Source organism: Sphingobacterium prati (assembly GCF_013167215.1).
Classification (GTDB): Bacteria; Bacteroidota; Bacteroidia; order Sphingobacteriales; family Sphingobacteriaceae; genus Sphingobacterium; species Sphingobacterium prati.
In genome coordinates, this window is sequence record NZ_JABJWY010000038.1 from 107,269 (window position 1) to 123,143 (window position 15,875).

The window sequence follows — 15,875 nt, forward strand, 5'->3', positions numbered from 1 at the left end:
TAAAAATAGATGTTTTTTTAATGTATTTTGTGATGTTTTATTATTTAATTATTTTATATTCAAATTGTTATAATTTAATTATGTGTTTTTTGTGTGTATTTTTCATGGTTTTTTAACGATAAAAATAGGTGAAAAATTGGTCTTTTTATTAGTATTTTTTTTAATGAAAAATTGCCGATTTTATGGTTAAAATATTGCCTTTTTTATAGGTTTTTTGCTGAAAAAGTATTTTATTACCTTTGCTCAAATATGAATTTTATGCTAAAGCGATTGAATTTTTTGGTACCAGCTACGATCATCTGTTTCTTGTTTTTAAGTTTTTCTTACAAAGGGGAGGAGCGCTACGTGAAAGTGCAACGCGTCATTGACGGCGACACCTTTGTCATTGAAAGTGGTGGTAAAAAGGGAGAGCGGGTGCGACTGATCGGAATTGATGCACCCGAAACACGAAAAACAGCCCGAAAAGAAGTTGGTTATTATGGGCAGGAGGCAAAAGAATACCTGCGATCCATGTTGACCGGAAAAAATGTTAAGTTGGTGTTTGATGTTGGGAAAAAGGATCGTTATGGAAGACTACTGGCTTATGTGTATATTGGAGGGAAATTTGTAAACGCGGATCTGGTGGAACAGGGGTACGCCGTAACGTATTCCTTAGCTCCTAATGTGCAATATGCAGATTTTTTTATAAAATTAGAGCGTAGGGCCCGGGTAGCAAAGCGTGGACTTTGGAATTAATTAATAGCTGAACGATGTTTTTTGTCCTAATTAGTGTTATTTGCAGTGTCACTGTAGCAGTATTGTTGAAATTGGCCAAACAGGATGGCGTAGAAACAAAACAAGTGATCGTATGGAATTATCCCATGGCAGTTGTTTTGACTTATTTTATACTGCAGCCCGAAATAGAGTCAATGAGCTGGACGAGCTTACCGCTTCCGCTTTATACAGCATTAGCGGTACTGTTACCTGGAATGTTTGTATTTATAGCTTTATCCATCCGTTATAGTGGTTTGGTAAAAACAGAAGTTGCGCAGCGCTTGTCTTTGTTTATACCGCTACTGGCATCATTTTTTGTATTCGATGAAAGATTGCAAGGGAATAAATTACTAGGTATAGGGCTTGGCCTATTAGCGATCGTATGTTCCATTGGTTGGCGCAAATCAGCTTCAATAACAAACTTGCCCGATATGCGCTATAGAAGTCTCTATCCATTGCTTGTTTTTATCGGGATGGGGATTATTGATATCCTCTTTAAGCAAGTTGCTTTGCATGTCACGATTCCCTATGTCAGTTCGATGTTTATTATATTTGTCATGGCTATGCTGATTGCATTTGGATTACTAGGCTATTTTATCTGGATTGAAAAGCAGTTCTTTTCTTTCAAAGCCATAGCTTATGGCCTGATTTTGGGTGCTTTCAACTTTTGCAATATATTATTTTATATGAAAGCGCATCGGGCGCTACCCGAAAACCCTTCCATTGTTTTTACAGGAATGAACATTGGGGTAATTTCTCTGGGCGCTTTGGTTGGTGTGGTATTTTTTAAAGAGAGACTATCTGGGTTGAATTACCTAGGTATCGCTCTTTCCATTGTTTCAGTTTTAATTATCGCATATCTGTGAGCTTATTTGAAGATACTTATCGAACGATCGATACAAATTACGAAGGAATTTTTCGTGATAAAGGGAGCAAATTTATTGCTTATGCATTTCCATTTAGGTCTGAGGAAACATTAAAAGAGGTATTACAGGATGTGAAAGTCCTACATCCGAAAGCAAGGCATCATTGTTGGGCCTATCGACTGAGTCCAGATCGTAATGTGTTTCGGGTAAACGATGATGGCGAGCCTTCTGGGACTGCGGGTCGTCCAATATTGAATGCCCTGCTCTCAGTAGATATCACCAATGTAATGGTCGTTGTTGTCCGCTATTTTGGTGGAACCCTGTTAGGCGTACCAGGTTTGATCAATGCATATAAATCGGCAACTCAGGATGCATTGGATCAAGCTAAGATCATCGAACGGACAGTTAACGATAGCTACGGGATAACTTTTGACTACCTGAATATGAATGATGTCATGCGTATTATTAAAGAGGAGGGGCTGGAAATTGAAAAGCAACAATTTGACAATAATTGTTACCTGGAATTTGAGGTACGCAAAATGCAAGTTAACCGGGTTGTCGAACGTTTTTCAAAAATAGAAGGTTGTGAATTGAATTATTTAAGAACAATATAATGAATAATGCCGAACTTATTTTAAATCCAGATGGAAGTATTTATCATTTAAATTTATTGCCAGCGGATTTAGCCACAACAATTATTACGGTAGGGGACCCCGACCGTGTCGCGAAGGTTTCGAAATATTTTGATCGTATAGAACTCAAAAAAGGGAAACGTGAGTTTATTACCCATACAGGATATATCGGCACTAAACGACTGAGCGTGATTTCGACAGGTATCGGAACAGACAATATTGATATTGTTTTGAATGAATTGGACGCATTGGTCAATATCGATTTTCAGAATAAGACGCTGAAGAGCGAGCTCACAGTTTTGGATATCGTGCGAATCGGTACCTCAGGCGCTGTACAAGCGGATATCGAAATGGGAAGCATACTCGCCTCCACGTATGGGATAGGGTTTGATGCACTGATGCAATACTATCAAAAACCTTATGACGAGGTTGAACTAAATATACAAAGTTCTTTGATTCGACATTTCCCCCAATTGAATTTAAAACCTTACGTAGCACGTGCGGGTAAGGGCTTATTAGAACGTATTGCTTTTGACCTGCAAAAAGGAATGACTCTGACTGCGCCGGGGTTTTACGGGCCGCAAGGACGCTCCCTAAGATCAGATAACACGATTCCGGATCTCATTCCCTTGATAAATTCATTTAAGTACAACGGCCTCCGCTTGACTAACCTAGAAATGGAAACCGCCGGGATCTATGCGCTGGCTAGTATGCTTGGCCATCAGGCAGTATCCATAAACGCCATTTTAGCAAGTAGGGTAGCAGGAAAATTCTCATCGGATCCCGAAGCGGTCGTTGAAAAAGCTATTCAGCTGGTACTGGAAAGGATTTAAAAAAATATCCACTAACGCAGGCGAGTTAAACGACTCCTTTTCTGTTAGAATCAAATTTTAGCATAATAAAGAGTAGTATCGTAAAGCTCCATAATGAGGATCCGCCGTAGCTGACAAAAGGGAGCGGAATCCCGATAACCGGGACAATACCTATTGTCATTCCTATATTGATAAATAAGTGGAAAAATAGGATAGAAGCTACACCATATGCATAAATCCTCGCGAAGGCCGAGCGCTGTCGTTCCGCAATATGAATAATGCGTAAAAGTAAGGTGAGGTAAATGGCAAGCAATGTTACCGAACCAACAAAGCCCCATTCTTCGCCTACGGTGCAGAAAATAAAATCGGTACTTTGCTCAGGTACAAAGTTATATTTTGTTTGCGTCCCTTGTAAATAACCTTTTCCCCAGAATTGTCCGGATCCAATGGCGATTTTGGACTGATTCAAATTATATCCTTTATCTTTAAGATCTTGGGTCTTGCCTAGAATGATATCGATCCGGTCACGTTGGTGGGGCTGTAGTACGTGGTCATAAACTAAGTCAACGCATAATATAAATGCGGTACAGGCAGCGAAGAGAATACTCAAATTGATGATATACTTTCTCTTTTTCCGGAAGCTCCACATGAAAAAACCGATAATAGCAGCTAGTATCAATATTAGGATCCAAGGATTGAATAGAAGGGATAAAACAAAAAGTAGGATACATAGCCCTCCGAATATCAGTAATTCATTGTTGACATAACCTTCGCGGTAAAATACAAAAATCAACGAAAAGAAAGCAAGTGCTGAACCAGTATCGGGCTGTAGCATAACCAAGAATACAGGAAAAAGTACAATTCCAGCACCCATTGCCAAGGTCTGCATGGTGGGCGCTTTATTGCTCTGCGCACTTAAAAAGTTGGCCAACAGTAAACAGGTGGAGAGCTTGGCAAACTCTGACGGTTGCAATCGGAAGAAACCCAAATCAATCCAAGCCTGGTTTCCACCCACATTTCGTCCAACAACCAACACAACGACGAGGAGTATGGCTGTGATCCCATAGAATATTGGTGAAGCAGAACTGAAAAACTTAGCGTCGATTATCAGAATAGATATACCGAGGATGATTGCGGAGATCAGATACAAAGATTGCTTTCCATAATTGGTTCCTAACATGAAAAAACCTGGCATCTCCGGATTAAAAACAGCTGCACGGATATTGAAAAGTCCTATTAGGCATAGTGATAACCATAATATGATTGTTAACCAATCTATTTTTCCAAAGAAACTATTTTTTTGATTATTCATATCTTCTTTTTACCTCACTATGGTGAACAATTGTTTCCTTTGGTTTTATTAAAGCTGCCGTCTGACGTTTCGATTTAATCGTATCTGTTTTTGATTTGACCGAATCCGTTTTCTTGGCATCCTTATTTTTGGAATCCACTATTTTCTTTGGTGCGGGAAGGAAGTTTGCCTTATAAATACGGTCCTGAATATACTTTGGTGCTGTAATCGTGTCTTTCAAATATTTTTCGACCATCATACTGGCAATCGGACCAGCCCATGTTCCACCATAACCCGCATTTTCCACAAATACTGCTATCGCAATTTTTGGATTTTCCCTGGGTGCAAATGCGAAAAATACGGCGTGATTTTCGCCATGTGGATTTTGAGCGGTACCTGTCTTTCCGCACATTTCAATACCGGGTATACGGTTCGCCCAAGCTGTTCCTTCGGGCGTGTTTACGGCATCGCTCATTCCCTGTATAACCACAGGATAATATCGTTCATCTACACCAGCACTGATCTTTTCGGTAAATTCTTTTTTTGCAATTTTTTGCGTGCCAATACCTTTGATGAGATGCGGTCTATAGTAAAAACCTTTGTTGGCTACGATGGCCATGATATTGGCCATCTGCAATGGCGTGATACCCATCTCACCTTGCCCAATGGACAAAGAGATATTGAAGCTTGAGCGCCACTTGTCATTGCCGTAACGTTTTGTATAAAATTCCGATGTGGGTAATAAACCTGCTTTTTCTCCAGGAAGATCAATCCCTAATTTATGTCCGATTCCGAATTGTGTAACTGCATTTCGCCATAAATCATAGGCTTTAGGTCCGGAAAGGCCGCGGCCATCGATCATTTTAGCGTAGGTAAATCCATAATATGTATTACAGGATACGGCTACAGAACGTTGTAAGGTCGTTGATCCATGATAGTGGGTACATCCCATCCAACCTCGTCCACCACCATAACTATAGCCATGTGGGCAGAAAAATACGGTATTGCGGTCAATCACCCCGGCCTGCTGTGCAGTTAATGCCGAAACAACTTTAAATACTGACCCTGGGGGATATGACGCTTGAATTGGCCGGTTAAAAAGAGGTTTGGTTTCATCATTCAGTAGCTTCATGTAATTATTGCCGACCTGACGACCTACCATAAGATTCGGATCATAACTTGGACTGCTCACATAGGCTAATATTTCTCCAGTTGCTGGTTCAATGGCAACAATGGATCCTAGCTTATTTTTCATGAGGTTTTCACCTAAAATTTGAAGATCCTTATCTAGGGAGGAGACTAAGCCTTCACCCGCAACGGCTAGGGTATCGTACTTCCCTTCCATAAATATACCTTTTGGACGGTTCAGCGCATCGACCATTAAATTGTTAACGCCTCTTTTCCCCCGAATGAGATCTTCGTAGGATCGTTCGACACCACTCCTTCCGATATAGTCGCCACTACGGTAGAATCCATTAGACCGTTCAATGTCTTTGTCATTTACCTCACTGACATAACCTAAAAATTGAGCGGCAATACTATCTGGATAGCTTCTGATAGTTCGTTTTTGTACATAAAATCCACGAAATTGGTATTGATATTCTTGGTACTGTGCCCATGTCCGTACGGATAATTGTTTTTCAAAAATCGATGCTCTATATGGGGAATGGGCCCTGGCTTTTTCCATACGTTTGATAAAGCCTTCTTTATCAATCTCAACTAATCTACAAAACAAGGCAGTATCGATTTCTTTGACTTCACGGGGCGTGACCATCAGGTCATAAACAGGTTCATTTTGTACCAGTACTTTCCCCTTACGGTCCAAAATAACACCTCTTGCGGGGTATACAATTACCTTCCGCATGACATTGCTATTCGCCGAATGTATGTAGGAGTCGTCGATAATCTGTAAATAAAATAGACGGGCAATCAAAGTCAGGACGATGGCGACAAAGATTCCGGAAACAACGTACTTGCGAGCAAAAAAACTATTCATAGAAATAAATTTCTATCCATCGATCTACTACAACCGATCTTTCTTTTTGTAGAATAAAATACTAAATAACAGCATGATAATTACGGTAAATATACAACTTAAAACAATGCTAAGTAATGTATATTGAATATGCTGAAGTGAGAAAGATTCCAGTAGATACAGGAATGTATGATGAATCAATGTACCAAAAAAGATAAAGGAAAAAAACCACCTCACATTCATCAATCCCAGCATTGGTGTAAGAAAAGATTCACGTTCCTCTACTTCGAGTGTAATCTTCATAAAGAAAATGCGGAAGGCTGCCAACGCCACACAAGCGGCAGTATTGACGCCAAGTGTATCGTAAAACGAATCTACGGTCAGTCCCGTTAAAAAAGCAATCAGGTAAACTAGAAAATTAGGTGTCCCTGTTGGCAGTAAAAAGATAAATAGAATATAGGGAAATGCCGCAGCCAGATTGTAATAACCAATATTTTGGAATAAAAATACTTGCATCCCGATCAGGACGATAAATCGAATGATATTAAATATTAGAATCCTAGCCATTGTCCTTAGTCGATTCCTCCAAAGTTTTTAATTCTTTACTTAATAAATCCTTTACTACATATACGTGTTGTAGATTAGAAAAATTGGTGCTTAAAAGCAGGCGTAGATCCAAAAATGCATCTCCAGAAGAGATCCCCGTTTGAATAACCGTTCCGACAAAAATACCTTTCGGAAAATGGCCGGAATAGCCTGAGGTATAGACTTTATCTCCTTTGTTTACTTTAATATGATTAGGGATTTCTTTAACTGTTGCTGCGCGATAATCGATATTGTTGCCCCAGACCAGCGATCCAAAAACTTCACTATGCCCCAAGGTGACAGAAATACGAGTGTCAGGATGTAATAATGATTGTACCGTAGAAAAATTTGGGGAAACGTTTAATACAATACCAACAACGCCATTCGGGGCAATGACCCCCATTCCTTTCTCTATACCATCTTTGCTGCCCTTACCCAATGTAATCGTATTGGCTTTCTGATGAATACTATTGTTAATTACATTCGCAACAATAAATTGATAACGCCCAAATTCGCTACTATCTATGACTGGTACGGGGCCAATTTTGATACTATCTGTCGATTTGTAAGCCTGAAGGTCTTTCCGCAATTGCGCATTTTCTTTGGCCAAAGCATCATTAGTCTCATCCAGATGTAAATAACTTTTCCAGGAGTTTACTTTTGCATATAAGCTACCGATCACACGGTTGGAAGAGTTTAATACAGAATTGCGTTGAAACGAATTGTTGGTAATAATCAAAAATAACGAGAATCCAAAAAATAGGATAAACCAAAAGAATGCATTGTATCGTCTCAGGAATAACCAAAGGTTTCTCATTTTTTATCGTGGGTATTTATAATAAGCAAGCGATATAATAATTTTGCATATTATATCGCTCTTTAATAAAATCTTGTTAATTATCGAACGTTAATTACTGCATCAAGAATTTGAATCGGCCAATATTTTTAAGCGCAATACCAGTACCCCTGACAACGGCACGAAGTGGATCTTCGGCGATATGGACAGGAAGCTTCGTTTTTGCTTGAATACGACGATCTAAACCACGTAATAAGGCACCACCCCCTGTAAGGTAGATGCCTGTTTGGTAAATATCGGCAGATAGCTCCGGTGGAGTAATTTCAAGTGCTTTTAAGATAGCTTCTTCGATTTTAGAAATTGATTTGTCCAAACAATGGGCAATTTCTGTATATGAAACAGTGATCTGTTTAGGAACACCGGTCATCAAGTCACGACCCTGTACGGCAAAATCAGCAGGAGGTTCCTGCAACTCCGGAAGTGCAGCACCTACTTCAATCTTGATCTTCTCTGCTGTACGTTCACCGATCATAATGTTATGTTGTCTACGGATGTATTGAACAATGTCGGAGTCAAAGTTATCACCTGCCACACGGATGGATTGATCACATACAATACCAGACAGCGCGATGACAGCAATTTCTGTTGTACCCCCTCCGATATCTATAATCATGTTCCCCATTGGTTCTTCTACATCAATACCGATACCTACAGCAGCAGCCATTGGTTCATGAATTAAATAGACTTCTTTCGCACCCGCAATTTCTGCAGAATCACGTACAGCTCTTTTTTCTACTTCCGTGATGCCTGATGGAATACAAACAACCATACGTAGCGATGGGAAAAACCAACTCTTACCATTGTTAACTAATTTTACCATGCCTCTGATCAAATGTTCAGCAGCTGTAAAATCAGCAATTACTCCATCACGTAAAGGTCTTACTGTTTTTATATTGTCGTGTGTTTTACCTTCCATTTGCATGGCCTGTCGACCGATGGCAATCACTTTGTTAGTGGTGCGGTCAAATGCAACAATAGAAGGCTCATCCACTACTACCTTGTCATTATGAATTATCAGGGTGTTCGCAGTACCCAAGTCAATCGCAACTTCTTGCGTAAACCAATTAAATAAGCCCATTTGCTAATCCTTAAGCTATTTTAAAATAATATGCAAACCTACACAAAAAAAATTAATCTTTTTGAGGTTCTACATCAAAAAAAACTATATTCTGCAAGTAAATTCTATCTGGAAAAAACTGTTCTTAAATTTAACGAATATAATCTAGAATTGTTACTTCTTGCTTCAACTTATTTTTTGTTAGCTGCGATTTGCGAGGTGAAATAAACATGTGTTTTTGAAATCTTTGCCAGCTGATATAAGCGCTTGCATGTTGTGGATGATAGGTGGCGGTCCTACGAAAGGAAACAGCCAAGGGATGAATGCGAATTTTTTTTTCGATCAAGTTTCCATTGCTTGGAAGTGGGATAAGGAAGAAAAACGAATGCCATTATTAAATAAAATAATGGCATTCGTTTTTGATTGAAGAACAGATTAATCCTGTTTTTACAAATTTATTTATTGGTCTCTATTGTACCGTTTTTGCTTGTTCTTCTGGAGCCGGTTTGTTGAATTTATGGAAGATTAAACGGACACCACTGTTTTTAGTGAAAAACTTGACCGACCAGTTGACAAATGTGATCAACTTATTTCTAAACCCATAAATAGACATTAAGTGAACAAACATCCAAGTCATCCATCCAAAGAAACCACTGAAATGAATCTTACCCATGTCTACAACCGCCTTGTTACGTCCTACGGTAGCCATTGATCCCTTGTCAAAATAACTGAATTTTTCAGTAGGTTGATTGGACATTGTTTGAAGGATATGTTTCGCTACATATCCGCCCTGCTGCTGTGCTACTGGTGCTACACCCGGTAGGCCACGCGGTAGGTCTTCTGTAATAAATGCAGATACGTCACCAATGGCATACACACCTGGCATGTCAATTACGCGACATTGATCATCTGTTTGAATGCGATTGCCACGTTGGATGACCTCTTTTTTGAATCCATCCGGATATTGGCCAGCAACGCCGGCACCCCAAATAACTGTTTTTGTTTCAATGCTTCTGCCGTCAGCGAAAGTAATGGCTTTACCGTCGTACCCAGTTACCTGTACATTTAATAATACTTCAACGCCTAAATCTTTCAGATATTTCTCGGAGTTTTTTGACGCTTTTTCGGATAGGTTGGCCAATACTTTTGGTAGACCTTCTACAAGGTAAACAGACATTTCTGATTTATTCAATTCAGGATAGTCTTTTTCCAAAACATTATTCTTAATTTCTGCAATAGCACCAGAAAGTTCTACCCCTGTAGGGCCACCGCCAACGATTACAAAGTTTAAATTTGGCTTACGATCTTCGGGATTCGCGATCATGACAGCCTCTTCAAGGTTTTGAAGAACGTAACTTCTTATATTAAGTGCCTCTTGAATGTTTTTCATTGGCAGGGCATATTTGGTGATCTGCTGATTGCCGAAAAAATTTGTCGTTGCACCCGTGGCCACAACCAAATAGTCATAGTCGAAATCTCCAATATCAGTCTTAACAACTTTAGCCTCATTGTCGATGCTTTTTACGTCGGCAAGTCTAAAATGGAAGTTATCCTGATTTTTGAACATTTTTCGGACCGGGAAGGAAATGGAGTCCGCGGAAAGCGTACCCGTAGCAACTTGGTACATTAATGGTTGGAAGGTGTGAAAATTGTTTCTATCCAATAAGAGAACTTCAACTTCCTTATTTTTAAGCTTTTTAGCAACTTCAATTCCTCCAAATCCAGCACCAATAATGATTACTCTGGGGAATTTTCTATTTGAACTATTGCTTGGCATATTTTTAATAGTTTGTTGTAAAAATTCGTACAATCGAATTAAGCTGCAAATATCTTAAATTTTGAACCAAAAAGCTAAAAAATATTTATTTATTATGGCAATACATTGTGAAATTTATCGTTATAAGGCTAATTCCTTTAATAAAATATTTTGTAGTGTTTTGGTTTTAAGTCTTTTACGGCTCAAAAGGTGATCTAAAAAAACTTGTATAGCGAACAAAGTCATTGTGTATTTTATACACAATGACTTTGTTATTGCAACGAACCTTTTAGTCTGATTTTCATACCGTTGTTATTCGGATGAAGACGAAGTTGGCAGGCCAGTCGACTTTGCTCGTCAGCATCAGGTAAGGTGTCGAGCATATCCAATTCCTGATCGCTGGCTTCCGAAAGATTTTCTATGCCTTCAACGACTTCAATATGGCATGTGGCGCAGAGTGCCATACCACCGCAGGTAGCCAGTATGTCGTATTCAGATGCTTTTAGAATTTCCATTAGTGATAGATTGATATCTGTCGGGACATCAATTCTGTTTTCTGTGCCATCACGATCGATAACGGTTACTTGTATCAAATTATCTTCCATCACTAAAATGTATTTATACCGTTAACGGTTGTATATTTAAAGCTCAATTTTTGATCAGGATAAACAAACTTAAAAGCACTTTGGCACATCAATGCGGCTTCGTGATATCCACATAAGATGAGTTTAAGCTTGCCCGGGTAGGTGTTGATATCACCAATAGCGTAGATGCGCTCAATGTTGGTCGAATAATCAAAGGTATTTACTTCAATCGCGTTTTTATCGATATTTAGTCCCCAGTCAGCAATTGGTCCAAGTTTGGGCGTCAAGCCATATAATGGAATAAAATAATCGGCTTCGACTGCTGTCGTTTCTTTCTCTTTATTTACTGTTTCGATCGCAGTGAGGGTTCCATTGCCGTGTATATTGCTCAAATTATGAGACAGGAGTAAATTGATCTTTCCTTCTTGCGCCAATTTAAAAACTTTTTCTGCAGAATCCGGTGCACCGCGGAAAGAGTCGCTCCGGTGAATAAGTGTAACTTGTTGTGCAATATCAGCCAAATGATAAGTCCAATCCAGTGCGGAATCACCGCCGCCAGCAATAACAATCCGTTTGTTCTTGTATTTTGCAGGATCTTTAACCATATAATCTACGCCTTTGCCTTCATAAAGATGCAGGTCGTGGATTTCGGGTTTACGGGGCTCAAAGCAACCAAGTCCCCCTGCAATGACAATCACTTGTGCATGCACTTCCGTATTGTCACCTGTGGAAATAATAAAAGAGCCATCATCCTGTTTTTCGATTTGTTCGACACGCTCACCTAACGTAAATGTAGGTGCAAAGGGCTTTATTTGTTCAAGTTGATTATCGATGAGCTCCTGCGCTGTAATGCTCGGGTAGCCTGGTATATCATAAATTGGCTTATGGGGATATATTTCGGATAATTGGCCGCCAACTTGAGGTAACACATCAATCAGGTGGCACCTCATTTTTAGAAGTCCAGCTTCAAATACAGCAAATAATCCTACTGGTCCAGCACCAATGATGCAAATATCAGTATTTGTCATAGCTATGATATATTTAAATTGTTATAAATCGTATTTAATATTCTCGTAAAATCCTCGAAATCTTTTTCCGTCAGTTTCTCCCATGCTTTCATCCTGATTTCTGCAACGATAGGGGACAGGGATGCAACCTTAAGTTTCCCCTCTTCCGTCAAATGCAGATAGAGACTCCGGCGGTCTGTCTCATCAATGACACGCTCGGCCAAACCTTTCTTCAGTAGAATATCCACGATACGCGTCAATGTGGGCTGGTCTTTGCCACATCGTCTGGCTAATTCTTTCTGCGATAGTTGTTCGGTTTCGTAGAGTACCTTTAAGACAGCCCATTGATCCACTGTAATGTCAAATCCCTTTTCCGTAAAAGACGATTGTGCAAATTGTTTAACCTTCTTGGCGGTTTGATCCAGGATGAAGGAATAACGGTCGAATTTTTCGTTTAGCATACAAATATTTAGTATGACAAATATATTTAAAATATTTAGTACAACAAGTAATTTGAATGCAATAAAAAAAGGCGTTCAAATATTGAACGCCTTTCTATACTATTTTAATTTTATTATGGTCTTACTACTTCAGCTTTTTTAGCCGTGTTACCCTCAGCTAAATGTTTTCCTTTACGCAAATCGTAAACAGAAGGCGCAGCCAGGATAATAGAAGAATAGGTACCTACGATGACACCAATCAAGATGGCAAAAGAGAATCCACGGATAACCTCACCACCAAAGATAAATAAGACTGCAAGAACGAAAATGATCGTCAATGAGGTAATAATTGTTCTACTCAATGTCGAGTTGATGGCATGATTGACTACATCACCAAGATCTTCATTGTGCGCGTTCGGTTTGGATACGAACTCTCTTAAGCGGTCAAATACAACCACGGTATCATTCACCGAGTATGCGATTACCGTTAAGATGGCCGCCACAAAGTGTTGGTCAATATCCAATGAGAATGGGACAATACCATCCAATAAGGAGAATAAACCTAATAGAATAATGGCATCGTGTATGGTTGCAATAGCTGCACCCACAGAGTATTCCCATTTGCGGAAACGGATTAAGATATAAGCCGCTACGATGATAATAGAGAAGATTGCTGAGCTAGTTGCTCTTGATTTGATATCAGACGCGATACTCGGTCCTACTTTTTGTGAGGACAGGATTTCATGTTTGTTGGAAGCATCTACTTTAGATAGCCCCTGATTCAATTTATCCAATACTTCTTTATCAGCCGCATCGGAAGTTTCTTCGATATGATATGTTGTTGTCACACGAAGTTGGTTTGATGCACCAAATACTTTGACTTCCGTTGTTTTTTGGAAGATATCATCCAAATTGCTACGTACAGCTTCCGGATCAACTGGTTTATCGTAACGAACGGTATAGGTACGTCCACCTTGGAAATCTACACCTAAACTGAAACCTTTTGTGAAAATTGAAGCTGCGGAAATTAAGACCGCTACAACAGAGATCGCATAGAATACTTTGCGTTTTTGAACGAATTTGAAGTTTGCATTATGCAAGGTGTTTGCAGACCAAGGGAAAGACACTTTAATTTTGATATCTTTTTCCAGCATCCATTCGAAAATAACACGTGTGACAAGTATTGCCGTAAACAATGATGTGATAATACCCACCATCAATGTTGTTGCGAAACCTAAAATTGGACCACTACCAAACAAGAATAAGATGATACCGATCAAGAAGGTCGTGATCTGTGAATCTAAGATCGAAGGTAAAGCGTGTTTATAACCATCGGCAACCGCCTGACGAATTGATTTTCCTAGGCCCAATTCCTCACGGATACGTTCATAGATCAGTACGTTTGCATCGACGGCGGTACCCATTGTCAATACGATACCAGCAATACCGGGTAACGTGAGTACGGCATTGAGTGAGGCTAATACCCCCATGATAATAAATACGTTCAACAAGACAGCAATGTTAGCCACAATACCTGCAGTGTTGTAGTACGCAATCATGAAGATCATCACAACGATAATACCGATGACCGCGGAGTTGATACCTGCGTCAATTGCTGCTTGCCCTAATGTCGGACCAACAACTGCTTCTTCAACGATTTTAGCTGTAGTCGGAAGACGGCCAGCTTTCAATACGTTTGCTAAATCTTTTGTGTCCTCTACAGTAAACGAACCTGAGATGGATGAGCTTCCATTTGGAATTTCACCATTAACAGATGGAGCGGAATAAACTACGTTATCTAAGACAATTGCAATGGCGTCTCTGTTTTGAGCAGCTTTTGCCGTGATTTTCTTCCATTCACGTGCACCTTCATTATTCATTTGCATCCCAACAACAGGTTGGTTTTTCTCATCAAAGTTGGCATTCGCATCAGTGATGACGTCACCTGTCAATACAGCACCATTATCCGCCCCGACGGCTTTGATCGCATATAGGGAAAGTTGCTCTGGTGTTTTTTGCTCTGGTTTTACAGCCCATAAGAGCTTTAAGTTACCTGGAAGAATTGATTTTACTTCTGGGCGTTGCAAATAAGCATTTACTTTAGCGGTATCTTTCAATGAAGCAATACCAACCATAGCACCGGGCATAAGTGCCATCTGCTGGTTTTCGCCCATATAAACAGCTGGGCGTAAAATTTCAAATAATGGGTTTTTCTGACCTAGATTAAGTGCTGCACTGTCTTTCTTAGCTTTCGTGTCTTTTTGACCACCGGTTAAGTTGGACAATAAATCGTCTGCCTTTTTCGTTGTGTCAGCAGCGGTTTTATTATTTGCAGCTGGCGCAGCTTTTAAAGTAGTTGCTAATGTTCTGTCAATATTTTCTAATACAGGGTAAACTTCTTGATTGGTGTAAGTCTCATAGAACTCTAATTTCGCCGAACCTTGAAGTAGGTTACGAACACGGCTCTCGTCTTTTACACCTGGCAATTCCACTAAGATACGGTTTGTACCTTGTTGAATCTGGATGTTTGGTGAAGCAACACCGAATTTATCAATACGTGTACGTAGTACTTTGTACGAATTTTGAATGGCGTTGTCAGCTTCTTTTTGAAGGAATGATTCAACTTTTGAATCAGAATCACCTGGTTTAATTAATGAAGCATTGTCTTTTGTAGAAAAGAACGTCGAAAGTGGGGTAGAAGCTCCAATGGATTTATATTCTTCCATAAATAAAGCTACGACCGTTTTTTGACTGGTTTTGCTTTTTGCTACCGCTTGTTCCAACGCTTTGTTGAATTTCTCATCTTTTGGATTGTTGGCTAGATTACGGATCAACTCATCCAATGAGATCTCCATGGTAACATTCATACCACCTTTTAAATCCAATCCTAAAGCCAGTTCATTCGCTTTTGCTTCCCTATAGGTGTATTTCGCAAAACCTAAATTGTACACCACTTCACCTGCCATAGAGTCTAGATAGCTCTTTTCTTTTGCCAAATCTCCTTTGGCAAAATTCTCAGCATCTTGCTCCACCTTGCGGGTCACCCAAGTAAATGATAGGGAGTATAGACACGCTAATGACACCACTATCACTAAAAGTTTAATCAGCCCTTTACCTTGCATCGTCTGTTATTAATTGTATTAATTTTAATGTTAAATACTGTTTATGTAATTGATAATTAGTTCTTGTTTAATCACACTTTACCAAGAATGGCAAAGGTATAAAATTTTTGTAGAATGAAAAGCTTTATTTATGCCATTT

The 15,875-nt window shown here is 39.4% G+C and carries 14 protein-coding genes; 4 read left to right on the forward strand and 10 right to left on the reverse strand.

The genetic code is table 11. The features are described 5' to 3' along the window. The first annotated feature begins 249 nt into the window (after window positions 1-249). The 4 genes from HPC41_RS19935 to HPC41_RS19950 are packed head-to-tail and all read left to right on the forward strand — an operon-like array spanning window position 250 to window position 3,084. Window positions 250-735: a thermonuclease family protein gene (locus HPC41_RS19935; protein WP_172395863.1), complete on the forward strand. Its 486-nt coding sequence runs from the start codon at window positions 250-252 to the stop codon at window positions 733-735. A gap of 14 nt (window positions 736-749) precedes the next feature. Then, on the forward strand, window positions 750-1,619 hold the full coding sequence (locus HPC41_RS19940; RefSeq protein ID WP_172395864.1) for an EamA family transporter: 870 nt from the start codon (window positions 750-752) through the stop codon (window positions 1,617-1,619). Then, window positions 1,616-2,233, forward strand: coding sequence for an IMPACT family protein (locus HPC41_RS19945; RefSeq protein ID WP_172395865.1), 618 nt, complete (start codon window positions 1,616-1,618; stop codon window positions 2,231-2,233). The genes HPC41_RS19940 and HPC41_RS19945 overlap by 4 nt, the downstream gene beginning before the upstream one ends. Then, window positions 2,233-3,084, forward strand: coding sequence for a nucleoside phosphorylase (locus tag HPC41_RS19950; protein ID WP_172395866.1), 852 nt, complete (start codon window positions 2,233-2,235; stop codon window positions 3,082-3,084). Before HPC41_RS19945 ends, HPC41_RS19950 begins: the two co-directional genes overlap by 1 nt. 25 nt (window positions 3,085-3,109) lie before the next feature. On the opposite strand, the gene rodA is transcribed toward HPC41_RS19950, so the two are convergent. The 10 genes from rodA to secDF form a co-directional block, all read right to left on the reverse strand. Further along, entirely contained in the window at window positions 3,110-4,375 is a 1,266-nt protein-coding gene (rodA, locus tag HPC41_RS19955; protein WP_172395867.1) for a rod shape-determining protein RodA, read from the reverse strand. Continuing rightward, window positions 4,368-6,350: a penicillin-binding protein 2 gene (mrdA, locus tag HPC41_RS19960; RefSeq protein ID WP_172395868.1), complete on the reverse strand. Its 1,983-nt coding sequence runs from the start codon at window positions 6,348-6,350 to the stop codon at window positions 4,368-4,370. The genes rodA and mrdA overlap by 8 nt, the downstream gene beginning before the upstream one ends. 27 nt (window positions 6,351-6,377) lie before the next feature. Further along, on the reverse strand, window positions 6,378-6,896 hold the full coding sequence (locus HPC41_RS19965; RefSeq protein ID WP_172395869.1) for a rod shape-determining protein MreD: 519 nt from the start codon (window positions 6,894-6,896) through the stop codon (window positions 6,378-6,380). Then, entirely contained in the window at window positions 6,889-7,731 is an 843-nt protein-coding gene (gene mreC, locus HPC41_RS19970; RefSeq protein WP_172395870.1) for a rod shape-determining protein MreC, read from the reverse strand. Before mreC ends, HPC41_RS19965 begins: the two co-directional genes overlap by 8 nt. Window positions 7,732-7,825: 94 nt before the next feature. Beyond that, window positions 7,826-8,848 carry a rod shape-determining protein gene (locus tag HPC41_RS19975; RefSeq protein WP_028071379.1) on the reverse strand — a complete coding sequence of 341 codons (1,023 nt, stop codon included), beginning with the start codon at window positions 8,846-8,848 and terminating at the stop codon, window positions 7,826-7,828. Window positions 8,849-9,296: 448 nt separating this feature from the next. Then, window positions 9,297-10,604, reverse strand: coding sequence for an NAD(P)/FAD-dependent oxidoreductase (locus tag HPC41_RS19985; protein ID WP_172395872.1), 1,308 nt, complete (start codon window positions 10,602-10,604; stop codon window positions 9,297-9,299). Between the two features lie 251 nt (window positions 10,605-10,855). Beyond that, window positions 10,856-11,188, reverse strand: a complete 333-nt coding sequence (locus HPC41_RS19990; RefSeq protein ID WP_216660837.1) for a 2Fe-2S iron-sulfur cluster-binding protein — start codon at window positions 11,186-11,188, stop codon at window positions 10,856-10,858. A gap of 2 nt (window positions 11,189-11,190) precedes the next feature. Then, window positions 11,191-12,195 carry an NAD(P)/FAD-dependent oxidoreductase gene (locus tag HPC41_RS19995; protein WP_172395874.1) on the reverse strand — a complete coding sequence of 335 codons (1,005 nt, stop codon included), beginning with the start codon at window positions 12,193-12,195 and terminating at the stop codon, window positions 11,191-11,193. Between the two features lie 2 nt (window positions 12,196-12,197). Beyond that, window positions 12,198-12,635 (reverse strand): MarR family winged helix-turn-helix transcriptional regulator, encoded by a 438-nt coding sequence (locus HPC41_RS20000; protein WP_172395875.1) that lies wholly within the window; start codon window positions 12,633-12,635, stop codon window positions 12,198-12,200. A 113-nt stretch (window positions 12,636-12,748) separates the two neighbouring features. Beyond that, window positions 12,749-15,736, reverse strand: coding sequence for a protein translocase subunit SecDF (gene secDF, locus HPC41_RS20005; RefSeq protein WP_172395876.1), 2,988 nt, complete (start codon window positions 15,734-15,736; stop codon window positions 12,749-12,751). Between the last annotated feature and the right edge of the window lie 139 nt (window positions 15,737-15,875).